This is a genomic window from Gallintestinimicrobium propionicum (genome assembly GCF_025567525.1).
Lineage (GTDB): Bacteria > Bacillota > Clostridia > Lachnospirales > Lachnospiraceae > Gallintestinimicrobium > Gallintestinimicrobium propionicum.
Genome location: NZ_JAOQJY010000001.1, coordinates 123,181 through 146,868 on the forward strand (window position 1 = coordinate 123,181; position 23,688 = coordinate 146,868).

Consider the following 23,688-nt stretch of genomic DNA (forward strand, 5'->3'; position numbering starts at 1 on the left):
GCCGGTCAATCTGACCGGCTATTTTCAAAAAATATGCTTATGAGTGCAATTTGGGGGAATTCTAGGAACAGGAGAGTGTTGCCAGTTCATGAAATTTTACCGCAGGCTGTATGTGGGGCCGTCAATCCGCAATGTAAATAAAATAAAATGGAAGCTTCTGACCGGGAGAGGACAGCTTGGCATCTATCTGATCAGCCTGTCTTGCACTTCAGATCAGCTGGACATTTTCCACTGCGCGCTGTTAAAACAAAAATATTTTGACAAAAAGGCACTGCAGGTTGTCGGCATTGCAGAGGGGCGGGAGGAAGCGATTTTTCTTGTGCAGCAGATGCTGCAGGATACGATGGACGCCGGAATGGAAGCGGATATCAAGGGATATCTGCAAAAGACCTTTACCTCCGGGAAAGGAGGCGGCGGATGACAGTACTTCTGACAATATTAAAAGTAATTGGATGGATTTTGCTTGGAATCCTCGGACTGATCTTGCTGACAGTTCTGACCGTTTTGCTCGTCCCGATCCGATATCGGGCGGACGGCGTCTGGAAGGAAGAAAAATACATCCGGGGTCGTGTGACATGGCTGTTACATCTGCTGTCTATCCGTGTCACATATGAAAAAGAACTGCTTTTGGAAGTCCGCGTGGCGGGATTTTTAATTTATCCGAAAAAAGACCGATTGGGGAAAGAGAAAAAAGCGGCATCCGGGGCGGACGCAGAGGAAGGTGTAGGCGACGCCGACGCGGATACGAATGTGCTGGATGCGGACGGAGCGAAAATGCCGTCTGCGGACGTAAAAACGCTGGGCGAGAGCGCGCCTGCTGCCGGTACGACTGACGAACCGCAGACACAAACTGTCGCGGAAGCATCTGAACCGCAGTCAGCAGACCCGCGTGGCTCGGCTACGACTAGGATGCCTGATGTCGAATCACAGTCAACTGACCCGAACGAAACGTCTGCTTCGGAGGCTGACGCGCAAGCCACCGATTCGGACACTGCATCTGACCATCCTGCCGGCAGCTTTTTTGAAAAGCTTTCCGGTAAGCTTTCGCAGGTCACAGACCGACTGCGCGGAATGCAGCAAAAGACCGACCGGCTCAAACAACAGACTGTCTATTATAAAAGAATCTGGGATCAGCCGCAGACACGGCAGGCGATCCGGGTTGGATTTTACGAGCTGGGAGAAATTATCAGACATGTACTGCCGCGAAAGCTGGAGGTTTTTGGAATCGTCGGGACAGGCGATCCGGCTTCTACCGGACAGATCATGGCGATACAGGGAATGCTGTATCCCTGGCATAAAGGAAATATCCGGCTGGAACCGGATTTTGAAGAGAAATATATCGAAGGAGAACTTCACCTCAAAGGCAGAATCCGGCTTGGAACCCTCGGAATCTGCGGACTGAGGATTTTACTCAATAAAAATGTCAGACGACTGATCAGAATACTGCGCAAGAAGGAGGAAGCATAGCATGGCAGAAAATAAAGATAACAATATTACTTCTGTAATGGAAGCCTTGGTGAAAGGGGCAGAATCCGTTTTCACAACTAAAACCGTAGTTGGAGAAGCAACAAAGATCGATGATACGATCATTATCCCGCTTGTGGATGTATCGTTTGGAATCGGTGCGGGCGCAAGCTGCGGAGCGGGTAAGGACTCCCGCAAAAACGGCGGCATGGGCGGTATGAGCGGCAAGATGTCCCCCAGCGCGGTGCTTCTGATTAAAAACGGACAGACACGTCTGGTCAACATCAAGAATCAGGACAGCGTCAGCAAGGTAATCGACATGATTCCTGACCTGGTAGATCGCTTTACGACGCCTAAACAGGAAATGATGAGCGATGAGGAAGCGGTGGACGCAGCGTTCCCGGAAGAAGACGGAAACGAAGCATAAATTTAAAATGATGAAGATTGCGAGAGTGCAAAGCGCGTAGCAATCTGGTATTAAAGGATAGCGAAACATGTGACAGGGGCGGTCTGGCTGGATTTGTCCCTGTTTTGCTTTTTGAAGAAAGCTTGAGGGCAGGCAGGATGAAAAAAAGGATGAAACGATTCAAAAACAGGAGGACAACTTCGACTGCCGCGATACTGTGTATGGCAGCTTTGCTTTTTGCTGTTTTGCTGGCGGGATGCTCTGTACAGAAAGAAACGGAGGCTTCCGGTGACCAACAGCAGGAAACCTGGTCGGAAGAAATGGAAAATAGCACAGCTCTTTCAGAGGAGCCGGATGATACAGATACTATCGGAAATGCGGATAATCCGGAGGATACAGGCGATATCGGGAATCCGGAAAACCCGGAGGATACGTCTACAGCTCTGACGCTTCCGATTTTGGATGAAATCAATTCTAAGGTTCAGATTGGGACATCGGGTTCGTCTCTGATAGCGGTGCAGGCAGCAGTAAAGCTGTTGGAGTGGGGCGAACATACCGGTCTGGATCCGGAAGAAATCCGGGAGGCGGCTTCTGCATGGCTTTCGGAGCAAACGGACAGTGACAGGGAGGAAGCTCTGTTAAAGCTGGAAATGGTAGACGACGCTTATCAAAGGCTCTTAAAAGAAGATGCGCGGGAACTGCTGGATACTGCGGGATGCGCGGATACGGAGATTTTCTGGGGAAGCGAGCCTGTGGAGCCGGTTGAGGCAATTATGCAGGCAGCCGGACTGCGAAAGGACTAAGCCGTTGATGCTTGCACAGATTTTTAATCAAAGAACGCCAGCCCGTGCATAGACTAAATAATATAAGATATTTTGCAGGGATTGATGCGTTTATGATCCGACTGGTTGCGTTTGCAATATTCTGGACAGCGATGGGAATGTTTTTGATGCTGTGCTTTCGGTATCGCTTTTTGGGCGTTGTGTTTGCACTGATCTTGCTGGCGGTCAGCTATCTGATTTTAAGCTGCGATCAGTGACCGATTTTGGCAAAAAACGTCAGTCGGGCGTTTGAAATAAGGCTACCGCAATCCCACTGGCTTTAGACGGTGGGTTAAGGTAGCTAAAAATCAGAAATTATTGTATGCTCATTGTATGGGACCATGGAAATCTAAAAACAGACATAAATACTTATTACAATATCACATTATTTTCGTCTGCAAATATAGGAAGAAATTACTGGTTTCGAGACAGATATCAGATGATATAAAGCAGTTTTCATATGAGATATGTCAAAGGCACAGTGTTATTATCAGATATATGGAAACGGATAAAGACCATATTCAAAAATCAAGGTTGAGAAAGAGGGTGACAGTGGATGTTAAAGGCATATAAATACAGAATATACCCTAATAATGAGCAGAAAATACAAATTGCAAAAACATTTGGCTGTTGCCGTTTTGTATATAATCAGACACTGGCATACCGGAAAGAAGTATATGAGAAAGAGAAAAAATCGGTTAGTAAAACTGACTGTAACAATTACTGCAACAGACAATTAAAGAAAGAATATGAATGGCTGAAAGAAGTGGATAAATTCGCTCTGACAAATGCGATTTACAACATGGATGCTGCATATCAGAAATTTTTTAAGGAACATGCAGGTTATCCGAAGTTTAAGAGTAAACACGATAATCATAAGTCATATACAACAAATTTTACGAATTGCAATATAGCAGTAGATTTCGAGGACAATAGAGTAAAACTGCCTAAATTAAAAAATGTAAAAGCAAAACTGCATAGAAATTTTAGCGGGCAGATAAAATCGGCAACGATATCACAAGTTCCGAGTGGAAAGTATTATGTATCCATTTTAGTGGAAACAGAACACGTGGAACTGCCGCATACAAATCAAAATACAGGAATAGATTTGGGCGTTAAGGAGTTATGTATTACTTCTGATGGAAAGAAATACGAAAATCCAAAAATTATCAGAAAATACGAAAAGAAACTGAAAAAACTGCAAAGACAGTTAGCGCACAAAGAAAAAAGAAGCCAAAACTACTACAAAGTAAAGAAAAAGATAGCATTATGTCATGAAAAAATAACAAATACCAGAAAAGATTATCTGCACAAGATGTCCCATGAGATTATCAGCGAAAACCAAGTGATAGTTTCGGAAAATTTGCAGATAAAAAACATGGTAAAAAATCATCATTTGGCAAAGTCCATAAGTGATGTATCATGGTATGAGCTGACAAGACAGTTAGAATATAAGGCAAAGTGGAATGGCAGAAAATATATCAAGATAAATACATTTTATGCCAGCAGTCAGTTGTGTTCAGCCTGTGGATACCAAAATACAGAGACGAAAAATCTATCCGTAAGGGAATGGATATGTCCTGTCTGTGGAACAAATCATGACAGAGATATCAATGCGGCAAAGAATATACTGGAAGAAGGATTAAGAGAAATAGCATAAAAATAATAATATAGGGCAGGGACTGCCCGAATTAACGCCTGTGGAGATAGTAGGGAGCAAAACATCCAGTGGATGTTTGTTCTGCTCCGACCGGAGTGGAACGTAGAAACGAGGTCTGCGAAGCAGGAAGCCCATTGGCTTTAGACAATGGGTAGTTCACCCGGAAGAGCTTGCACAGATTACCGCACCGACCCTCGTAATCTGCGGGACAAAAGACATGATCCGGGAAGACCACACGAGAAAAATTGCGGAAAATATCCCGAATGCCCGTTTGGCGATCCTCGAGGGGGATCATTTTGTTGCAAATAAGCGCTCGGAGGAATTTAACCGGGAAGTGGACAGGTTTCTGGAAAGCCTTTAAAACCATAGGAGGAAGAATGATTCGAAAAGCGGAAAAGAAAGATCTTTCAAGAATTGCAGAAATCCTCGTATTTGATAAGCGAATGAATTATCGATCGATTTTTAAAAACGACGACTATTCTTTTCATGTGCTTCAAGTACTGGATGTTGCAAAAGAGTATGCGCAGCCGGAAATCCTAGATCATATTTTTGTGTATGACGATGGAATTGTGAAAGGACTGATTCATCTGGAACAGACGGAAATCGCAGAGTTTTATGTGGATCATTTTTTTCAGAATCAGGGAATCGGCGCAGCGCTGATGGAGTACGCCAAGCAGGAGCATCGGGCAGACCATCTGTGGGTGCTTGAGAAAAATGAACGCGCGATCCGGTTTTATGAAGCCCACGGCTTTTCTCTTTCCGGGCAAAGGCGTCTGGAAGCGGGGACGACGGAATACGTCATAAAGATGCTCGCAATAGAATGACAATTTGAGGAGGAAAACAGGATGAACAAACGAAAAGGCGCACTTTTTCTGGCGCTGTGCCTGGTATTGGCGGGCTGCGGTCAGAGAGCAGAGACGAAAACTGAAATGGCAGAAAGTATTGGGATACAAAACGAAAGCGCCATGCCGGACACAGAGGATGCAGATGCAAAAGACTCTGTGTCAGAAACGGGCGAGACGCAAAATACGAAAACGACTGCTCAGGAGCCGGAAAACGAAGCAACTTCCGAAGCAACTGTGGAAAACACGACAGAACCGAAATATCTAACCCTGGACATATCCACAATGGGCGAGATACTTGCGGACGGCGATGCGGTGGATCCGATCGGGTTGACCATTCTATCAGAAGAGGAAAACGGAGTCAGCTGGGCAAACGACTGGTATGACAGCGAAAATTTGTCACTTCCGATGATCGGCACGGACTGGAACAGCTTTTATGACGATCATTACCAGTACCAGTGGGTGGATGACGAGCTCTATATTTATGAAACCGGTACGGGAAATTGCATCTATGTGCTGGATTATCCGACGGATCAGTGGTATATTAACGGCAACAATGCATATCTGGAGGATGGGATTTTTTACGGAGCCAGCGTGAGAAACGGATACGCGCAATCCAATACCTGTTTTATGTTTGCCTATGATCTGGAAAACGATAAGCTGCTGTGGAGAAGCGCAGACCAGACCTATAATTCCATGAATTTTGTAGTCAAAGGGGATGTTATTCTGTGCGGCTATGGCTTTACGGCGGAACCGGATTATTTGTATCAGATCAATCGTAACACAGGAGAAGTGATCGATCGGCTGTCCTTAAAAAAGGCACCGGATCTGATCATAGAACAGGATGGGAAGCTTTATGTCCATACCTACAGTTACAATTATGTGATCGGGATGGATGTACCGAACGAATTTTGAGTGGGAGGTACGGATTGGGAAATTCTGACAATAGAAAACGGGGTGTGAACTCCAGGCAAAACGAGAAAAACAGGGAAGCTCTGATTGCTGTGCTTACGGTCTGCCTGATTGGCGTACTGGTAACGGTGGTCATTATCGCAGCTGTCGATCTTTACCGGAAACACACCTATACGGCTGAAATCGATCCATCTGAGTACAAAATTATTAAAATAGAAAAAAGTACGACAACGTCTTATTCTGCGGCGACGGAAACCGTGGATACAGATTCGATCTATGTTGCGACGGTTGAGTATCAGGTGGATGGCGTCACCTATACGGACACGCTGGACATGCTGACCGGTACGGAGTTTGCAAAAACCCTGTATGGACGTTATCTGACGGATTCGAATCCGGAAGAAGTGCTGGGGAAGCTTTATTATTCGCCGAAAAAGCCGTCCCATATCGGCAGATATGGAGATGACAGCATTTTTGTGAAGTGATTTTTTCACAGGGAAAGAGAGGCACTATGGGCTTTTGGATTTTTATGCTGGTGATGGATCTGCTGATTCCGGTTACGATGGTTTTTATTGGAAAAAGATTTCAGAAAAAGCCTCCGAAGGAGATCAATGCGATGTATGGATACCGGACGGCGATGTCCATGAAAAATAAAGAGACCTGGAAATACGCGCATCGCTGCTGCGGAAAGCTCTGGTATGTCAGCGGGCTTGTAATGATTCCGGTTACGGTAATTGTTTTGGCGTGTGTTTTCGGAAAAGGGAACAACTGCGTAGGGAATGTTGGGGGAATTGTGTGTACACTGCAGTGCGTCGTTATCATTGGAACGATCGTTGTGACAGAGCGGGAACTGAAAAAGAGATTTGACCGGAATGGGGAATGGAAGAGGAGCTGAGATTATTAAGATCATCCACCGGCCCCGGAATGTTTTTTCCGGGGCCGGTGGATGATCAGCGATCGGAAAAGGACAGACCTCCGCAGAGCGGCGGCTGTAATTCAGGAACATCCCTGCTTCGCAGGTCTGTCCTTTTCCTCGTCGCCATGACAAAAAAGCTACTCTGAAAACCCAGAGCAGCTTTTCAATGTTTCTGATTCAATTAAGCTCTTTCAACCCTGCCGGACTTCAAGCAGCTTGTGCAAACGTGCATTCTCCGTGCACCACCGTTGACTTTACATTTAACGCTTCTGACGTTGGAATTCCAGATACGGTTGGATCTTCTATGGGAATGGCTTACGTTGTTACCGAAATGAGCGCCTTTGCCACAAATATCGCATTTTGCCATGATTGCACCTCCTCAAACTATATTCGTCGTTTGACTGACAACATCAGTATGATAACAGAATTAAATACATTTGGCAAGTAAAAAATCATCAAATTTTTAAAAAATTAAAATGGTTATTCCCTTTTTGCAGGAAAGCGGTTATAATAGCCTTAGATTTTCATGGAAAAAGGAGGTTATCACATGAAGGGTTCTTCTATGACGACCCATATGGGCAATATTACGATTGATAATGAAGTGATTGGTCAATATGCGGGAACAGTGGCGATGGAGTGTTTCGGCATCGTTGGCATGGGCGCTACGGTGAAGGGCGGTCTTGTCAAGCTGTTGAAGAGCGACAGCATTACTAAGGGCATTGCAGTTACACTGAATAATAATAAACTGACACTGGACTTCCACGTTATCGTGGCATACGGGGTGAGCATTCTTGCGGTATCGGACAATCTGATCAGCAATGTAAAATATAAGGTAGAGGAATTTACCGGAATTGAGATAGAGAAAATCAACATCTTTGTAGAAGGTGTGCGAGTGATTGATTAAGGAGGACTTAACTGTGGCTGTAAATACGATCGACGCTAAGATGCTTGCAAAGATGTTCTTAGCAGGTGCTAAGAATCTGGAGAGTAAGAAAGAGTGGATCAATGAATTAAACGTGTTCCCTGTTCCGGATGGTGATACAGGTACGAACATGACACTGACCATTATGTCTGCGGCAAAAGACGTTGCAGCGATGAATGCAAACAATGACCTGGATATGAAATCCCTGGCAAAGGCGATTTCATCCGGTTCCTTAAGAGGCGCCAGAGGCAACTCAGGCGTCATTTTATCGCAGCTGTTCAGAGGCTTCACCAAAGCGATCCGCGATTATGATACGATCGATATTCCGCTGCTTGCAGAAGCTTGTGAGAAAGCGGTAGAGACTGCATACAAAGCAGTTATGAAACCGAAGGAAGGCACGATCCTGACTGTTGCCAAGAGTGCTTCTTTAAAGGCCCGTGAGCTGGCAGATGCAGGGGAAACCGACCTGGAAAAATATATCGGCGATATCATTGAGCGCGCAGACTATGTGCTGAGCCAGACTCCGGAGATGCTGCCTGTTTTAAAACAGGCTGGCGTTGTGGATTCCGGCGGACAGGGTCTGATGCAGGTGTTAAAGGGCGCTTATGAAGCGTTTTTAGGCAAAGAGATCGACTGGACGGTAACAGAGACCGCAGCTCCTGCAGGGGCTCCGTTTGCAGGCAGCCAGGAAACCGTTCTGGAAGAGAGCGATATCAAATTCGGCTATTGTACAGAGTTTATCATCATGCTTTCCAAGACCTTTAACATCAAGCAGGAGATGGACTTTAAGGCATATCTGGAATCCATCGGCGATTCGATCGTAGTTGTGGCAGATGACGATGTGGTTAAGGTACACGTGCATACCAATGACCCGGGTCTTGCGATCCAGAAGGCATTAAAGTATGGTGCACTTTCCAATATGAAGATCGACAACATGCGCCTGGAGCACCATGAAAAGGTTGTGAAGATGGCACAGAAGGAGCAGCAGGAGGCTGCAGCTGCAGCACCGGCTGAGAAAAAGGCAGCGGCATTTATCGCGGTTTCTGTAGGCGAAGGGATCAATGCGATCTTAAAAGACCTTGGCGTAGACTATATCATCGAGGGTGGTCAGACGATGAACCCGAGCACCGAGGATGTGCTGAATGCCATTGAAAAAGTAAACGCAGAAACCGTTTACGTTCTCCCTAATAATAAAAATATCATTCTGGCTGCAAACCAGGCAAAATATATGACGGAGGACAAGAAGATCGTTGTCATTCCTACCAAGACAATCGCACAGGGCATTACCGCAGTGATCAACTATGTACCGGATCTGAGTCCGGAAGAAAATGAAGCGGCGATGACAGAAGCGATCGAAACCGTTCGCACCGGTGAAGTAACCTATGCAGTCAGAGATACGGTGATCGACGATCATGAAATCCATCAGGGCGATTACATGGGGATCGGAGATGCAGGAATCCTTGCAGTCGGACAGGCGATCGAAACAGTTACGAAAGACATGATCGATAGCATGATGGATGAGGATATGGAGCTGATCAGCATCTATTATGGTCAGGAGACCAAAGAGGAAGACGCTGCAGCGCTCCGCGACAAGGTGGCGGAGAAATATCCGGCGTGTGATGTAGAGCTGCAGTATGGCGGACAGCCGATTTACTACTATATTGTTTCTGCAGAGTGAGGCATAATGGAAGCCAGTCATTTGATTACAGAGATAAAAGGCGTAGGGGTGAAGACCACTGCGCTTTTTTCGAAACTTCATATTGAAACGATAAAGGATCTGATTTCTTATTTTCCGAGAGGCTATGATCATTATGAGGAGGCGCTTCCGGTTGGAGAGCTGTGCACCGGCAAAGTACAGTCGGTAAGAGCCTGTATTGTTGGTACTCCGTCGATGGTGCGGGCAAAAGGAATGGTCATCACACATGCGCAGGCAGGAGATGCCTCCGGGCGAATGAAGCTGACCTGGTTTCGGATGCCGTATCTGAAAAAAGCGCTTCCGGGCGGCAGCTGGCATGTGTTTCGCGGCATGGTACAGGCAGGCACAGGCGGGATGCTTTTCATGGAACAGCCGCGTGTGTTTTCACAGGGCGATTATGAAACCCTTGCCGGGACATGGCAGCCCAAATATGCGCTGACGAACGGACTGACCAACCATATGATCTCCAAATGTGTGCGGCAGGCGCTGGAGGAGCTGGAGCTGCCGGATTATCTTCCGGAAGAAATACGGAGCAGATACCGTCTGATCGGATTCCGGGAAGCAATGGAAAAAATCCATTTTCCAGGAAGTCAGGAGGATGTTGTGATGGCCAGAAGACGTCTGGTCTTCGATGAATTTTTAGCCTTCCTGATTCAGATCAAGCGTCAGAAAAAAGAGAATGCAGGGCTGTTAATCGATCGGCCGTTGCAGCCGACAGAGGATACGGACCGCCTGATTGCAGCGCTTCCGTATCAGCTGACCGGAGCCCAGCAGAGGGTTTGGAAGCAGATCGAAGCAGACCTGACAGGACATATGGCGATGAACCGACTGGTTCAGGGGGACGTGGGAAGCGGTAAAACGATCCTTGCTTTTCTGACACTTTTGGTGTGCAGTGCAAACAGCAGGCAGGGGTGCCTGATGGCACCGACAGAAGTGCTGGCGGTACAGCACTTTGAAGCACTGACAGAGATGACGGAGAAGTACGGACTGTGTACAAAGCCGATCCTGCTGACCGGTTCCATGACGTCGAAACAGAAAAAAGAGGCGTATGCACGGATCAAATCCGGGGATGCGGACGTGATTATCGGGACACATGCGCTGATTCAGGACAAAGTGGAGTATCGCGATCTTGCATTGGTAGTGACAGATGAACAGCACCGGTTTGGCGTAAGGCAGAGAGAATGCCTGGCAAATAAGGGGGAGGGCGTACATGTGCTCGTCATGAGCGCGACACCGATTCCGCGGACGCTGGCGATCGTATTATATGGCGATCTGGAAGTGTCTGTGCTGGACGAGATGCCAAAAAACCGTCTGCCGATTAAAAACTGCGTCGTAGATCTGTCCTTCCGCAAAAAAGCCTATGCCTTTCTCGAAGCGCAGGTGGAGGCAGGGCATCAGGTCTATGTAATCTGTCCGATGGTAGAAGCCGGAGAGGATTCCGCAGACGGACTAGAAAATGTCACGGATTATACGGAAAAATTAAAAGCTGCCCTGAATAGCTCGATTCGGGTGGCTGCTTTGCATGGAAAAATGAAGGCAGCACAGAAGCAGGAAATTATGGACGCATTCGGAGCCGGGCAGATCGATGTCCTTGTATCGACGACGGTTATCGAGGTTGGGATTAATGTTCCCAATGCAACAGTAATGCTTGTGGAAAATGCAGAGCGCTTCGGACTCGCACAGCTGCATCAGCTGCGGGGACGTGTCGGAAGAGGTCATGCGCAGAGCTTCTGCATTTTTATGACCGGGGATGGAAGCGGTGCAAAAAATAAACGTCTCGATGTATTAAATCACTCCAACGACGGATTTTTTATTGCCAATGAGGATTTAAAGCTGCGGGGGCCGGGGGATCTTTTCGGCATTCGCCAAAGCGGTGACCTGGATTTTGGATTAGGCGATATTTATCAGGATTCTGATGTGCTGATGCTTGCAGGAGAGCTGGCAGATCAGGTGCTTTCCGGGGACGTGGTGCTTCCGGAAAAGGAATTCGGATTATTTGAAAAATCGATCGACTATCGGACGATCTGACCGCAGGGCGTGCAAAGTCGGCGCAGGCTTTGCAGCTGTGCGGTTTCGTATCTGAGAAAAGGGAGAATGAAATGCAGGAAATCAAAAGCCGGGGGCTGACCCGCGACGCGATCAAGATGATCGCGATGCTGACGATGTTTTTCAATCATTTCAGCCATGTTTTTCTGACAGCGGGGACATATCCGGCGGAATTTTTGAAAGGAATCGGCTATTTTACTGCGCCGGTGATGTGTTATTTTCTGGTGGAGGGGTTTTATAAAACCTCGTCCAGACGTGCGTATGCAAAACGGCTGTTTGTATTTGCGCTGGTGTCCCAGGTGCCCTATTTTCTGGCATTTAACAGAGAGGCGGCAGTCTTGAATATGATGTTTTCCCTGTTGTTTAGCTTCCTGATCCTGTGCGTGTTCCATGGAGAAGCGTTCCGGCGGGGGAAAGGGCAGCTGCAGATCGCAGGGCTGTTTTTTTTATCGGTATTTTCAGACTGGTCTGCGCTCGCCCCGGCGTTTACGCTGTTGTTTGACCGGGCGGGGCAGGAACGGAAAAAACTGCAGAAAACCTTTCTGTTCGTGACAGCGGTTGTCGGAATCAACGAAGCAGCGTCTGTGGCGCAGACGGAGGGCGTTTTTGGGGTTCCGGAAGGCGCAGTGCGCGTTTTGTTCTCAATGACAGGTCCGGCGCTGGCGGGACTGTGTATTTTATATGGATACAATGGGGAGCGGGCAAAAAAAGGACAGCAGGTTTTGAAATGGTTCTTCTACGGATTTTATCCGTTGCATCTGCTTTTGTTGTGGCTGGCGGCCCGGGCAATGGGAACGATGTAGCAGCTGTTTGGAAACGTGGCGCAAAAATCGCAGCGGGACTTCCCAAAATCGAACATATGTGTTATACTCTCGAAAGTAATTCGACTTTTACAGTTCGCGGGCGATCCGTGAACTGAGTTTTTCATCGTATAGGAAACTTCGTTTCTATACGATGAAAACGCTCCGCGAGGATGCGCACTCGGCGCAAGGGTAGATGGTTGCCGAAGCAACCGCGCCTCGGCGCGGGAATGTGCCAAGGCACATTCTTTTTATCGTATAGGAAACTTCGTTTCTATACGATAAAAACGCTCCGCGAGGATCGCACTTTGGCGGAGTGGAATTATGTCGCTTGCGCGACCCGCCGCAGGCAGAGAATCCTGCGAAGCAGGATTCTATTTTCTTATGATAGAAATTTGGGCAGTTTGGAATCGGAAAGAAAGGATCAGATAGATGGCACAAAATACAACCTATGACGCTTCCAGCATTACGGTGCTGGAGGGACTGGAGGCAGTGCGGAAACGACCGGGCATGTATATCGGCAGCGTTTCCACGAAGGGCTTGAACCACCTGATTTATGAAATCGTGGATAACGCTGTGGACGAGCATCTGGCTGGCTACTGCAGCAAAATCACCGTAATTCTGGAAAAAGACGGTTCAGCGACCGTTTCGGACAACGGACGCGGTATCCCGGTCGGGATGCATGAAAAAGGAATCAGTGCGGAGCGTCTGGTTTTCACGACCCTGCATGCAGGCGGTAAGTTTGACAATAACGCCTATAAGACCAGCGGCGGTCTGCACGGTGTCGGCTCCTCCGTCGTCAATGCGCTTTCGAAGCATCTGACAGTGCGTGTAAAGGACGGAAAAAATGTCTATGAGGATACTTATGAGTACGGCAATCCAACGACCGAACTGGTCAATGGACTGCTGCCGGTCGTTGGACGTACAAGAGAGACCGGAACGACGATTTCGTTCCTGCCGGACGATACGATTTTTGATAAAACCAGATTTAAAGAGGACGATATCAAAAGCCGCCTGCACGAGACGGCGTACTTAAACCCTGCGTTGATAATTCACTTCGAGGATTGCAGAGGGACAGAGCCGGAGATTTTGGACTATCACGAGCCGGAGGGTATTGTCGGATTTATTAAGGATATGAACAAGTCCTGCGAGGCGGTGACGGACGTTATCTCATTTCAGGGCGAAAGCGACGGAATCTCTGTCGAGGGTGCATTTCAGTATATCAACGAGTTCCACGAAAATGTGCTGGGATTCTGCAATAACATCTACAATGCGGAGGGCGGCACGCATCTGACCGGCTTCAAGACGCAGTTTACGACGATCATCAACAGCTACGCGCGGGAGCTCAATATTTTAAAGGAAAAAGACCAGAACTTCACCGGTCCGGACGTGCGAAACGGCATGACGGCGGTCATTTCGATCAAGCATCCCGATCCGCGGTTTGAAGGACAAACAAAGACTAAGCTGGACAATCAGGATGCGGCGAAGGTTGTGGCAAAGGTCGTGGGCGAAGAGCTGACCAGATTTTTTGACAGAAACTTAGAGACGTTAAAAGCTGTCATCGGCTGCGCGGAAAAGGCGGCCAAAATCCGCAAAACAGAGGAGCGCGCCAAGACGAATATGCTGACGAAGCAGAAGTTTTCGTTTGATTCCAACGGAAAGCTGGCAAACTGCGAGTCGAAGGACGCATCGAAATGTGAAATTTTTATCGTAGAAGGAGATTCTGCGGGCGGCTCCGCCAAGATGGCGAGAAACCGGATGTATCAGGCGATTCTGCCGATTCGCGGTAAGATTCTGAATGTAGAAAAGGCGAGCATCGACAAGGTGCTGGCAAACGCTGAGATCAAGACGATGATCAATGCGTTCGGATGCGGTTTTTCGGAAGGCTACGGCAACGATTTCGATATCACGAAGCTGCGTTATGACAAGATCATCATCATGGCGGATGCCGATGTGGACGGCGCGCACATTTCCACTCTGCTTCTGACGCTGTTTTACCGGTTCATGCCGGAGCTGATTTTCGAAGGACACGTTTATATCGCAATGCCGCCGCTGTATAAGGCGATGCCGTCCAGGGGTGCAGAGGAATATCTTTACGACGACAAGGCACTGGAGCGCTACCGCAAACGTCACAAGGGACCGTTCCATCTGCAGCGCTACAAAGGTCTGGGCGAAATGGATGCCCAGCAGCTGTGGGAGACGACGCTGGATCCGGAGACGAGAATGTTGAAGCTTGTGGAGATCGAGGACGCCAGAATGGCGTCTGAAGTGACGGAAATGCTGATGGGAACCGAGGTTCCGCCGCGCCGCGCGTTTATTTACCGCAATGCGACAGATGCAGAACTGGATATCTGACCGGGCAGATAGCTGATATAAGGAAGAAAAATTGAAAAATGAAATTTTTCAATCGCGAGATTTGTGTCTGCGTGCACTTGACACAAACTCGACATGCGCAAAAGGCGTGCGCAGAAATGAGCAGAAAAAATGGAAGATAACAACAGAATTATAAAAACGGAATATTCCGAGCTGATGCAGAAATCTTATATCGATTATGCGATGAGCGTTATCGTGGCGCGTGCCCTGCCGGACGTGCGGGACGGCTTAAAGCCGGTACAGCGCCGCGTGCTTTACGATATGTACGAGCTTGGAATCCGCTATGACAGACCATACCGAAAGAGCGCGCGTATCGTCGGTGATACGATGGGTAAATATCATCCGCACGGCGACAGCTCGATCTACGAAGCACTGGTCGTTATGGCGCAGGAATTTAAAAAGGGACAGCCGTTAATCGATGGACACGGCAATTTCGGCAATATTGAGGGTGACGGTGCGGCTGCGATGCGATATACGGAGGCGCGCCTGGAAAAGCTGACGCAGGACGCCTTTTTGGAAGATCTGGATAAGGATGTCGTGGACTTTATCCCGAACTTCGATGAGACGGAAAAGGAGCCGTCCGTTTTGCCCTGCCGCATCCCGAACCTTCTGGTCAACGGCTCTGAGGGTATCGCCGTCGGCATGGCGACGAGCATTCCGCCGCACAACCTCAGCGAGGTCATCGATGCGGTAAAGGCATATATGCTGGATGAAAACATCACGACCGCAGAGCTGATGCGCTACATGCAGGGACCGGACTTCCCGACCGGCGGTATCGTGACGAACAAAGACGAGCTGCTTTCCATCTATGAAACCGGCGCAGGCAAAATCAAGCTGCGCGGCAAGGTGGAGACGGAAAAAGGCAAAAACGGCAGGACAAACGTTGTCATCACGGAGATTCCCTATACGATGATCGGCGCGAACATCGGTAAGTTCCTGTCGGACGTCGCAGCGCTTGCGGAGAGCAAAAAGACGACGGATATCGTGGATATTTCAAACCAGTCGTCCAAAGAGGGCATCCGGATTGTGATCGAACTCAAAAAAGATGCGGACGTCGATCATTTTATCAGTATGCTGTATAAAAAGACACGTCTGGAAGATACCTTTGGCGTGAACATGCTCGCGATTTCCGACGGACGTCCCGAAACGCTCGGTTTAAAACAGATCATCAAGGCAAATACCGATTTCCAGTTTGAAATCAACCGCCGCAAATATGAGAGACTGCTGGCAAAAGAGCAGGAAAAACGCGAGATTCAGGAAGGCCTGATCAAAGCCTGCAATGTGATCGATTTAATTATCGAGATTTTGCGCGGTTCACGCGACCGGACGATGGCAAAGGCGTGCCTGGTGGACGGCGTGACGGAGGGAATCAAATTTAAAACAAAACAGGCTTCCGTGATGGCGGCGCAGCTTTGCTTTACGGAAAATCAGGCGAATGCGATTCTGGATATGCGTCTGTATAAGCTGATCGGTCTGGAAATTGAGGCCCTGATCAAAGAGCACGAAGAGACAATTGCAAATATTTACCGGTATGAGGATATTTTGGAACGGAAAAGCGCAATGGCGCAGGTTATTATCAATGAGCTGGATGCGCTCAAGAAAGAATATTCGCAGAAGCGCCGCACGGTGATCGATAACTGTGAGGAAGTTGTTTTTGAAGAGAAAAAAATCGAGGAAGCGCCGGCTTACTGCCTGATTGACCGGTTCGGTTATACCAGATGCGTAGACGTTGCGACGTTCGAACGCAATCAGGAAGCGGCGTTTGCGGAAAACCGTTTTGTATTTCTGGTAAAGAATACCGGCAGGATCTGTCTGTTTACCAATACCGGACAGCTTTATACGGTCAAGGTGTCCGATCTGCCCTTTGGCAAGTTCCGCGATAAGGCAATTCCGCTCGACAACGTGAGCAATTTCGATTCGACCAGGGAACAGCTCCTGTTGGCAGTCGGTCAGAGTGAGTTGAATCTCTACCGTCTGCTGTTTGTGACAAAACAGGGTATGACAAAGATGGTAGACGGCGGCGAGTTCGATGTGATGAAGCGTACTGTGGCGGCGACAAAGTTGCAGGAGGACGACGAGGTAGCGAATGTCTGTGTTTATCAGGATCAGAAATACATTATTTTGCAGTCAAAGGACGGATTTTTTCTGCGCTTCGAGGTGGAAGAAATCCCGGAGAAAAAGAAAAACGCGGTTGGCGTGCGTGGGATGAAGCTGTCGGATGGCGATGAGATTGAAGCGGTATTTTATACGAGGCCGGGCGATGAGACGAGTGTGGAATATAAAAGCAGAACGCTTGTTCTGAATCAGTTGAAGCCTGCGCACAGGGATTCCAAAGGAACGAAGGTCAGAGCTTGACGAAACGGATAGAATGCAGTATGCTGAAATTCAGATATTTTTTTGTTACAGTTCACTCGTACCCTTCTGAGTTCAGATTCCGTGCTTGCACGAAAATCTGAACTCAAAGGGTACGAAGGGAGCGCCATTTTATGAGCAAAAAGAGCTGCGAAGCAGCGGAAAGCATCGAAGATGCGCTTTTGCGAATGGCGCGTGTGAACAGTAACATTTTTTGACCTGATTTTGGAGGAATTGGAAATTTATGAGAGTAATTGCGGGAGAAGCCAGAAGTCTTCCTTTGAAAACCCCTCAGGGTTTAGATACGCGGCCGACGACGGATCGGATCAAGGAAACTCTGTTTAATATGCTCCAGCCTTATCTGCCCTGCAGCGTATTTATCGATCTGTGCAGCGGCAGCGGCGGCATCGGAATCGAAGCGATCAGCAGGGGTGCAAGGCATGCCTATTTTGTGGAAAACGGCAGGGAGCCTGCCAAATGTATCGCGGAAAATCTTCACTTTACAAAGTTCGAAGACCGTGCGACCCTGTTAAAACAGGACGTTGTCAGTGCACTGTCCTCGATTCACGAAAAGGAAGCGGACGTGATTTTCATGGATCCGCCGTATCAGTCCGGGTTAGAAGAGCCCGTGCTGGCGGCGCTTTCCAGAATGCCGTATGTGACGGATGAGACATTGATCGTGATCGAAGCGACACTTGACCGCGACTTTTCGTTCGCCGAAGAATACGGATTTTCAATCAAAAAAGAAAAATGCTATAAGACAAATAAGCATGTATTTCTGGTAAAGGAAGAAAAAAATGAAAGCAGCAATTTATCCGGGCAGCTTTGACCCCGTAACCTATGGACATTTGGATATTATCCGCCGCGCCGCGTCCGTTTTTGACGAATTGACGGTCAGCGTGCTGAATAATAAAGTAAAGACTCCATTGTTTTCTGTTGAGGAACGTGTTAAAATATTAAAAGAAGCGACAAAAGATCTGCCGAACGTCAAGGTGGAATCTTTCAGCGGTCTGTTGGTTGACTATGCCGCCAGTAAGGACGTGACGGTTGTTGTGCGCGGTCTGCGCGCGATTACGGATTTCGAGTATGAATTGCAGAATGCTCAAACCAACCGGAAGCTTTCAGGAGACAAGCTGGATACGATGTTTCTTACGACCAGTCTGGAATACGCTTATCTCAGTTCTTCCAGCGTCAAGGAAATTGCCAGCTTCAACGGAGATATTTCACAGTGCGTGCCGCCTTTTGTCGCACGGCTTGTCTATGAGAAGTTCGGACATGCCAGAGAAAACTGAGCATATGCGGAAATGAGGAAAAGATGAGCAGCAGAATCGAACAGCTGATTGATGAAATTGAAGAGTATATTGATAATTGTAAGTACCAGCCGCTTTCCAATTCGAAGATCATCGTAAACAAGGACGAGATCGACGATCTTTTACGCGAGCTGCGCCAGAAGACGCCGGAAGAGATTAAGCGGTATCAGAAAATTATCAGCAATAAGGAAGCGATCTTAAACGATGCGCGCGAAAAGGCGCAGGCGCTGATCAACGAGGCGACCGAGCATACGACCGAGCTGATCAATGAGCATGAAATCATGCAGCAGGCTTATGCGCAGGCAAATGAGGTTGTACAGCTTGCAACTCGCCAGGCACAGGAGATCGTGGACAATGCAACGCTGGAAGCCAATGCGATCAAGGATTCTATCATGCAGTATACCGACCAGAAGCTCGCCGAGGTGGAGGATATCATTGCGCATGCGGTAGAAGTTTCCCAGACCCATTACAGCAACCTGGTCAGCGACTTAAACCGGATCAATGACGTGGTACAGACAAACCGTGCAGAGTTCCATGCGCAGAATGAAGAGCTCGGCACAGAAGAGATGGATGCAGCAGGAAACGTGGGCGATGACCTGAATGTCATGTAATCCAATCCCATCAAATATCATATGGAAACAACAGAATGCGCGCTGCGTAAAAATTCTGTTATCAAGAGAACTGGAAAAAAGACTTCGGCGTGCGCCGGAGTCTTTTTTTATCGTATGGGAAACTTCGTTTCCATACGATAAAAACGCTCCGCGAGGATCGCACTGCGGCGGAATGGTAGAATGTCGCTTACGCGACCCGCCGTAGGCGGAGAATCCTGCTTCGCAGGATTTCTTTCTTATCGTATAGGAAACTTCGTTTCCATACGATAATAAACGCTCCGCGCGGATCCGTGAGTCCTGTGCTGTATCGGCTGGCGTGCCTCATTCATCGGAGCAGTCTGTGACACACCTGTCACGTGCACCGTCTACACTGGAAGCACCAGATACCACGCTGCTGTCAATAACGTCAGGATCAGTTTATGAAAGATGTACGGTTTCAGCGACAGCCCGGTTTTGTGAATGCAGCTTGCAGTCTGCGCGATGCAGCACAGCCCGCCAAACGGCAGCACGATATACGCCCAGAGCCGCTCCGATGGCAGAAGCATAGACAGCCCGTTGGTGATCTCGAGCAGTGGGGACAGCGTGCGTATAAATGCCGGATAAGCTGCCAAAAAGACTGTCGGGAACAGATTTAAGAGGTTGAAAAAGACCATATATCCGCCAAGTTGGGCGATGCCGTTCATTGCGGACAGAATTGATTCATGCAGGGCGGACAGCAGGCGGGCGGATGAAAGGAACGTACCTGTAGGGCTAGCTGGAGTGTTTGCCTGGCAGCGGACAGAAGCCGGGACAAAGACGCGACTGACACTTTGCGTCGGCAGATCGCGGTAGAGCGTGTACCGCAGCACCATTCCGTACAGAAACGGCAGCAGATACATACCAAGCCAGACCGTCAGCGGAGTACGCACCGGAAACAGCGTCAGGACATAGCCGGAAAAATAGACCGGTCCGATATTGTTTATAAAGGCGAGCAGCCAGGAAGCTTCCCGGAGGGAAATTTTCTTTTGCTGAAGGCTTTGTGCACAGACTCGCGCACCCATCGGAAATCCGCAGAAAAATCCGGTCAAGATGCAGAACAGGCAAGCGTCAGTTGTCTGGAAAACGGGCTGCAAAACGGGCGCTGCCAGGCGTGCGAGCAGGTTGGAAAAGCCGGTGGAAAGAAAGAGACCGGACAGAATCATGAACGGAAACAGAGCAGGAATCATTTTGGAGAACCAGAGTGTCAGACCGTTGGCGGCGAGCGCTCCGGCCTGCGCAGGAAAGCGCAGCAGAAACAGACACAGGATAGAAAGGGTTCCGAAAAAGAAAAAGAGAAACAGCTTTCTGCGCATTGATTCTACCAAAGACTTTCAGAGTATAGTATACTTAACAGTATGTGGACAACAGAAAAATTAGACCGGGAGGAACATTTTGATCAGACTGGACAAATATTTATGTGAAATGGAAGCCGGAACCCGAAGCGAGGTAAAGGCATTTATCAAAAAAGGACGGGTAACCGTAAACGGGGAAACCGCAAAATCACCGGAACAGAAGGTGGACGAAACAAAGGATACGGTTACGCTGGATGGACACAGCTTTTCCTATCAGAAATATTTTTATTATATGCTGCATAAGCCGGCAGGCGTTGTGACCGCGGTGCGGGATCATCACGATCAGACGGTGCTTGACCTGCTTGTGGACGCTCCGGGAAAAGATCTTTCCCCGGTTGGACGGCTGGACAAGGACACCGAGGGGCTTTTGCTGATTACAAACGACGGGGCGCTTGCGCATAGGCTGCTTTCCCCTGTAAAGCATGTGCCAAAGACCTATCTCGTGCATACGAAGAAGCCGGTGACGAGCCAGATGTGCGAAAAGCTGGAAGCAGGCGTTGAGATCGGGGACGAAACGCCGACTGCGCCCGCAAAGACAAAACTGCTTTCGGATACCGACTGTGGACTGCTTCTGACGATCACAGAAGGACGGTTCCATCAGGTCAAGCGGATGCTGCTGGCAGTTGGCAACGAAGTCGTGTATTTAAAACGTCTGTCGATGGGTGCCCTCGTCCTGGATGAGACGCTTTCAAAAGGAAGCTGGCGCGCGCTGACGGAAGAAGAAAAAGCGCAGCTGGGCGTGTAAACAGACGGAAAAGAGACAAATTCGACATGCGCAAAAAAACGTGCGCAGAAATGAGGGAAACTATGAATATTGTGGTGATTACAGGTGCTTCCAGCGGAATGGGACGGGAATTTGCCATGCAGCTGGATCGGGGACTGCATTCCGTGGACGAGTTCTGGCTGATCGCAAGACGCGGAAGCCGGTTAAAGGAAATCGCTTCCGGCATGCAGCATACCGTAAAGATTTTGCCGCTTGATTTGACAAACGAAGCGGATATGACAGTGCTGACAGAGAGCCTTGCGGAAGAAAAACCGGTTGTGCGCATGCTCATCAACTGCGCCGGATATGGCATGATGGGAGATTTTACGGCGGTTCCGATCAAAGAACAGACCGGCGAAGTAGATTTAAACTGTCGGGCGCTTCTGGAAGTAACCTATGGGTGTCTGCCCTATATGCGGGCCAAGAGCCGGATCATTCAGCTGGCGAGCAGTGCGGCATTTTTGCCCCAGCCGGGATTTTCCGTCTACGCGGCGACAAAATCGTTCGTTTTGAGCTTTTCCAAGGCGCTTCGGGCAGAGCTGAAGGAACGTCAGATTTATGTGACGGCGGTTTGCCCTGGGCCGGTTAAAACAGAATTTTTCGAAGTGGCGGAGCACTATGCATCCACGCTTGCGATGAAACAGTATACGATGGTGGAGGCAGATCGGGTGGTCAAGGATGCGCTGCGCGCCAGCAGCAAAAACCGTCCGATGTCCGTCTGCAGTCTGCCGATTCAGGCGTTCTGGGCGATGACACGGCTGCTGCCGCAGGATCCGGTCATCTGTCTGGTACAGAAAATGAGAGAGAAAGGAACCGAAGTCATTGAAGAAGAAAAAGAATCAGAATAAAGGGCAGAAGGGATACCTTGCCTGGAACAAAAAAATGTCCATCTGCAAAACGCTTGTGCTGTTTGCCATTTCTTTTGCAGTATACGCAATGGGCATCTGGTCGACCGGTTCCAACCAGAACCTTTTGACGATCGTTGCGGTGCTTGGCTGTCTTCCGGCGTGCAGGAGCGCGGCAAACCTGATCGCCCTGCTTCGCTGTCATGAAATTTCCGAATCGGATTACCGCAAAATCTCTGCAAAAATCAGGACAGCGGAAAGCCTTACCGATCTGGAATTTACCAGCTACGAACGTACTTATCAGGTACAGCATATGGCATTATCCGGGGTGGAGCTGATCGGCTATATGGCGGATCCATTCGCAGACATAAAGGGCTGTGAGAAGCATCTGGAGGGTATGTTTATGCGCAATCAGCTTTCGGAGGTACATATCCGGATTTTTAAAGAGCTGCCGAAGTATTTAAATCGGCTGGACGAGCTGGAAAAGGCATCCGCTGCGGGCGATAACACGGAAGAAGAAACGGAGCGGACAGCGCGGATCAAAGCACTTTTATTTGCGATCAGTCTATAAGGAGAAAAGCGGATGCGTGCAGTAACGATCGGGCAAAATGAAGCCGGACAACGGCTGGACAAATTTTTAAATAAATATATGAAGGAAGCCGGAGTCAGCTTTTTTTACAAGATGATGCGCAAAAAAAATATTGTTCTGAACGGGAAAAAATGCACCGGAAAGGAAATTCTTTTAATCGGTGATGAGGTAAAGCTGTTTCTGGCAGAGGAAACGCTGGAAAAGTTCGGGGCACCTCCTGCAGACTACAGCGCGCAAAAAAAGGCGTCTGTGGCGGAAACAAAAGAATATCTTCTGGCATTTGAGAAACTGAAAAATATTCGCATTTTATATGAGGACGAAGATATTCTGGCGTTGGATAAACCGGCTGGCGTACTTTCCCAGAAGGCGTCTGTGGCGGATTTTTCTGCAAACGAATGGTTGATCGGATATTTGTTGTCTCAAAAAAAATTGACCGCCGAAGCGCTGGCGACCTTCCATCCGTCGGTGTGCAACCGTCTGGATCGAAACACGAGCGGACTGCTGTTATGCGGCAAAAGCCTTTTGGGAACGCAGAAACTCACAGGGCTGATCCGGAACCGGCAGATTCATAAGGATTATCGGCTCTTTTTGCTCGGGGAAGTAAAGGAAAAACAGATTTTGACCGGTTATCTTTTGAAGGATACGAAAAAAAATCAGGTTAAAATTTTAACAAAGCCTGCGGAGGGCGCGGACGAAATCAAAACAGGGATCGAACCCCTCGCCTGCCTGGAGCTTCCCGGCATTGGGACGGTTACTTATGCCCAGGCAGAGTTGTTTACCGGCAAGACGCACCAGATCCGCGCACATTTTGCTTGGGCAGGGCATCCTTTGCTGGGCGACCCGAAATACGGAAACGAAGCAGTCAATCGAACCCTGAAGCAAACCTACGGAATCGGCAGGCAGCTGTTGCATGCATGGCAGATCCGCCAGAAGGACGCTGCCTCTGGCATTTTACCGACAGGCGGCATCACTTGTCCGCTGCCGGAGGATTTT

General features: G+C 48.6%; 26 protein-coding genes and 1 pseudogene. 25 read left to right on the forward strand and 2 right to left on the reverse strand.

The features are described from left to right. Positions 1-88 precede the first annotated feature (88 nt). From OCV62_RS00590 to OCV62_RS00645, 12 genes and pseudogenes are all read left to right on the forward strand, one after another. Positions 89-421, forward strand: coding sequence for a hypothetical protein (locus tag OCV62_RS00590; protein ID WP_262584655.1), 333 nt, complete (start codon positions 89-91; stop codon positions 419-421). Next, entirely contained in the window at positions 418-1,467 is a 1,050-nt protein-coding gene (locus OCV62_RS00595; protein ID WP_262584657.1) for a DUF2953 domain-containing protein, read from the forward strand. The genes OCV62_RS00590 and OCV62_RS00595 overlap by 4 nt, the downstream gene beginning before the upstream one ends. Before the next feature lies 1 nt (position 1,468). After that, on the forward strand, positions 1,469-1,891 hold the full coding sequence (locus OCV62_RS00600) for a GerW family sporulation protein (RefSeq protein ID WP_021916115.1): 423 nt from the start codon (positions 1,469-1,471) through the stop codon (positions 1,889-1,891). A 200-nt stretch (positions 1,892-2,091) separates the two neighbouring features. Beyond that, the gene (locus OCV62_RS00605; RefSeq protein WP_262584658.1) at positions 2,092-2,673 is read left to right on the forward strand and encodes a hypothetical protein; all 582 of its coding nucleotides are present in this window, start codon (positions 2,092-2,094) and stop codon (positions 2,671-2,673) included. 44 nt (positions 2,674-2,717) lie between these two features. Further along, entirely contained in the window at positions 2,718-2,909 is a 192-nt protein-coding gene (locus OCV62_RS00610; RefSeq protein ID WP_262584659.1) for a hypothetical protein, read from the forward strand. A gap of 115 nt (positions 2,910-3,024) precedes the next feature. Then, positions 3,025-3,213, forward strand: a pseudogene (locus OCV62_RS18415) (transposase); the annotation flags it as partial. A 34-nt stretch (positions 3,214-3,247) separates the two neighbouring features. Then, positions 3,248-4,351, forward strand: coding sequence for an IS200/IS605 family element RNA-guided endonuclease TnpB (gene tnpB / locus OCV62_RS00620; protein ID WP_262584661.1), 1,104 nt, complete (start codon positions 3,248-3,250; stop codon positions 4,349-4,351). Positions 4,352-4,529: 178 nt separating this feature from the next. Continuing rightward, the gene (locus tag OCV62_RS00625; protein WP_262584867.1) at positions 4,530-4,712 is read left to right on the forward strand and encodes an alpha/beta fold hydrolase; all 183 of its coding nucleotides are present in this window, start codon (positions 4,530-4,532) and stop codon (positions 4,710-4,712) included. Positions 4,713-4,728: 16 nt separating this feature from the next. Then, complete coding sequence (locus tag OCV62_RS00630; RefSeq protein WP_117959797.1) at positions 4,729-5,175, forward strand: GNAT family N-acetyltransferase; 447 nt, start codon at positions 4,729-4,731, stop codon at positions 5,173-5,175. Between the two features lie 21 nt (positions 5,176-5,196). Further along, entirely contained in the window at positions 5,197-6,108 is a 912-nt protein-coding gene (locus OCV62_RS00635) for a hypothetical protein (RefSeq protein ID WP_262584664.1), read from the forward strand. Between the two features lie 14 nt (positions 6,109-6,122). Continuing rightward, entirely contained in the window at positions 6,123-6,587 is a 465-nt protein-coding gene (locus OCV62_RS00640) for a hypothetical protein (RefSeq protein WP_262584665.1), read from the forward strand. Between the two features lie 26 nt (positions 6,588-6,613). Further along, a complete protein-coding gene (locus OCV62_RS00645; protein ID WP_262584666.1) occupies positions 6,614-6,997 on the forward strand; it encodes an SdpI family protein in 384 nt (127 codons plus the stop codon). A gap of 202 nt (positions 6,998-7,199) precedes the next feature. Here the strand turns inward: OCV62_RS00645 and rpmB are convergent, their stop codons facing one another. Next, a complete protein-coding gene (rpmB, locus tag OCV62_RS00650) occupies positions 7,200-7,385 on the reverse strand; it encodes a 50S ribosomal protein L28 (RefSeq protein ID WP_117959793.1) in 186 nt (61 codons plus the stop codon). 180 nt (positions 7,386-7,565) lie between these two features. On the opposite strand from rpmB, the gene OCV62_RS00655 reads away from it, so the two are divergent. The 9 genes from OCV62_RS00655 (at position 7,566) to OCV62_RS00695 (ending at position 19,128) form a co-directional block, all read left to right on the forward strand. Then, entirely contained in the window at positions 7,566-7,922 is a 357-nt protein-coding gene (locus OCV62_RS00655) for an Asp23/Gls24 family envelope stress response protein (RefSeq protein WP_021915647.1), read from the forward strand. Positions 7,923-7,935: 13 nt separating this feature from the next. Next, a complete protein-coding gene (locus OCV62_RS00660; RefSeq protein ID WP_262584668.1) occupies positions 7,936-9,618 on the forward strand; it encodes a DAK2 domain-containing protein in 1,683 nt (560 codons plus the stop codon). A 6-nt stretch (positions 9,619-9,624) separates the two neighbouring features. After that, entirely contained in the window at positions 9,625-11,664 is a 2,040-nt protein-coding gene (gene recG, locus OCV62_RS00665) for an ATP-dependent DNA helicase RecG (protein ID WP_262584670.1), read from the forward strand. A gap of 71 nt (positions 11,665-11,735) precedes the next feature. After that, positions 11,736-12,485, forward strand: a complete 750-nt coding sequence (locus OCV62_RS00670) for a conjugal transfer protein TraX (protein ID WP_262584671.1) — start codon at positions 11,736-11,738, stop codon at positions 12,483-12,485. 429 nt (positions 12,486-12,914) lie between these two features. Continuing rightward, positions 12,915-14,837, forward strand: a complete 1,923-nt coding sequence (locus tag OCV62_RS00675) for a DNA gyrase/topoisomerase IV subunit B (protein ID WP_262584672.1) — start codon at positions 12,915-12,917, stop codon at positions 14,835-14,837. 129 nt (positions 14,838-14,966) lie between these two features. Next, positions 14,967-17,210, forward strand: coding sequence for a DNA gyrase/topoisomerase IV subunit A (locus tag OCV62_RS00680; protein ID WP_262584673.1), 2,244 nt, complete (start codon positions 14,967-14,969; stop codon positions 17,208-17,210). A 241-nt stretch (positions 17,211-17,451) separates the two neighbouring features. Continuing rightward, positions 17,452-18,036 (forward strand): 16S rRNA (guanine(966)-N(2))-methyltransferase RsmD, encoded by a 585-nt coding sequence (gene rsmD / locus OCV62_RS00685; protein ID WP_262584675.1) that lies wholly within the window; start codon positions 17,452-17,454, stop codon positions 18,034-18,036. Beyond that, positions 18,005-18,499: a pantetheine-phosphate adenylyltransferase gene (gene coaD / locus OCV62_RS00690; RefSeq protein WP_021915640.1), complete on the forward strand. Its 495-nt coding sequence runs from the start codon at positions 18,005-18,007 to the stop codon at positions 18,497-18,499. Before rsmD ends, coaD begins: the two co-directional genes overlap by 32 nt. A 23-nt stretch (positions 18,500-18,522) precedes the next feature. Continuing rightward, positions 18,523-19,128 carry a hypothetical protein gene (locus OCV62_RS00695; protein ID WP_021915639.1) on the forward strand — a complete coding sequence of 202 codons (606 nt, stop codon included), beginning with the start codon at positions 18,523-18,525 and terminating at the stop codon, positions 19,126-19,128. A 365-nt stretch (positions 19,129-19,493) separates the two neighbouring features. On the opposite strand, the gene OCV62_RS00700 is transcribed toward OCV62_RS00695, so the two are convergent. Continuing rightward, positions 19,494-20,471 (reverse strand): hypothetical protein, encoded by a 978-nt coding sequence (locus OCV62_RS00700; protein ID WP_262584676.1) that lies wholly within the window; start codon positions 20,469-20,471, stop codon positions 19,494-19,496. A 67-nt stretch (positions 20,472-20,538) separates the two neighbouring features. Between OCV62_RS00700 and OCV62_RS00705 the strand changes: the two genes are divergently transcribed. The 4 genes from OCV62_RS00705 to OCV62_RS00720 form a co-directional block, all read left to right on the forward strand. Continuing rightward, positions 20,539-21,243 carry a pseudouridine synthase gene (locus OCV62_RS00705; protein ID WP_262584677.1) on the forward strand — a complete coding sequence of 235 codons (705 nt, stop codon included), beginning with the start codon at positions 20,539-20,541 and terminating at the stop codon, positions 21,241-21,243. Between the two features lie 50 nt (positions 21,244-21,293). Further along, entirely contained in the window at positions 21,294-22,109 is an 816-nt protein-coding gene (locus OCV62_RS00710; RefSeq protein WP_262584678.1) for an SDR family NAD(P)-dependent oxidoreductase, read from the forward strand. Continuing rightward, positions 22,084-22,677 (forward strand): hypothetical protein, encoded by a 594-nt coding sequence (locus tag OCV62_RS00715; protein WP_021914918.1) that lies wholly within the window; start codon positions 22,084-22,086, stop codon positions 22,675-22,677. The genes OCV62_RS00710 and OCV62_RS00715 overlap by 26 nt, the downstream gene beginning before the upstream one ends. A 12-nt stretch (positions 22,678-22,689) precedes the next feature. Continuing rightward, a partial coding sequence (locus tag OCV62_RS00720) for an RluA family pseudouridine synthase (RefSeq protein ID WP_262584679.1) occupies positions 22,690-23,688 on the forward strand: 999 nt, incomplete at its 3' end.

Excerpts from the sequence above, each read along its gene's own strand:
- OCV62_RS00590 (WP_262584655.1), top strand. The coding sequence starts at position 89 with ATGAAATTTTACCGCAGGCTGTATGTGGGGCCGTCAATCCGCAATGTA.
- OCV62_RS00595 (WP_262584657.1), top strand. The coding sequence starts at position 418 with ATGACAGTACTTCTGACAATATTAAAAGTAATTGGATGGATTTTGCTT.
- OCV62_RS00600 (WP_021916115.1), top strand. The coding sequence starts at position 1,469 with ATGGCAGAAAATAAAGATAACAATATTACTTCTGTAATGGAAGCCTTG.
- OCV62_RS00605 (WP_262584658.1), top strand. The coding sequence starts at position 2,092 with ATGGCAGCTTTGCTTTTTGCTGTTTTGCTGGCGGGATGCTCTGTACAG.
- tnpB (WP_262584661.1), top strand. The coding sequence starts at position 3,248 with ATGTTAAAGGCATATAAATACAGAATATACCCTAATAATGAGCAGAAA.
- OCV62_RS00630 (WP_117959797.1), top strand. The coding sequence starts at position 4,729 with ATGATTCGAAAAGCGGAAAAGAAAGATCTTTCAAGAATTGCAGAAATC.
- OCV62_RS00635 (WP_262584664.1), top strand. The coding sequence starts at position 5,197 with ATGAACAAACGAAAAGGCGCACTTTTTCTGGCGCTGTGCCTGGTATTG.
- OCV62_RS00645 (WP_262584666.1), top strand. The coding sequence starts at position 6,614 with ATGGGCTTTTGGATTTTTATGCTGGTGATGGATCTGCTGATTCCGGTT.
- rpmB (WP_117959793.1), bottom strand. The coding sequence starts at position 7,385 with ATGGCAAAATGCGATATTTGTGGCAAAGGCGCTCATTTCGGTAACAAC.
- OCV62_RS00655 (WP_021915647.1), top strand. The coding sequence starts at position 7,566 with ATGAAGGGTTCTTCTATGACGACCCATATGGGCAATATTACGATTGAT.
- recG (WP_262584670.1), top strand. The coding sequence starts at position 9,625 with ATGGAAGCCAGTCATTTGATTACAGAGATAAAAGGCGTAGGGGTGAAG.
- OCV62_RS00670 (WP_262584671.1), top strand. The coding sequence starts at position 11,736 with ATGCAGGAAATCAAAAGCCGGGGGCTGACCCGCGACGCGATCAAGATG.
- OCV62_RS00675 (WP_262584672.1), top strand. The coding sequence starts at position 12,915 with ATGGCACAAAATACAACCTATGACGCTTCCAGCATTACGGTGCTGGAG.
- OCV62_RS00680 (WP_262584673.1), top strand. The coding sequence starts at position 14,967 with ATGGAAGATAACAACAGAATTATAAAAACGGAATATTCCGAGCTGATG.
- rsmD (WP_262584675.1), top strand. The coding sequence starts at position 17,452 with ATGAGAGTAATTGCGGGAGAAGCCAGAAGTCTTCCTTTGAAAACCCCT.
- coaD (WP_021915640.1), top strand. The coding sequence starts at position 18,005 with ATGAAAGCAGCAATTTATCCGGGCAGCTTTGACCCCGTAACCTATGGA.
- OCV62_RS00695 (WP_021915639.1), top strand. The coding sequence starts at position 18,523 with ATGAGCAGCAGAATCGAACAGCTGATTGATGAAATTGAAGAGTATATT.
- OCV62_RS00710 (WP_262584678.1), top strand. The coding sequence starts at position 21,294 with ATGAGGGAAACTATGAATATTGTGGTGATTACAGGTGCTTCCAGCGGA.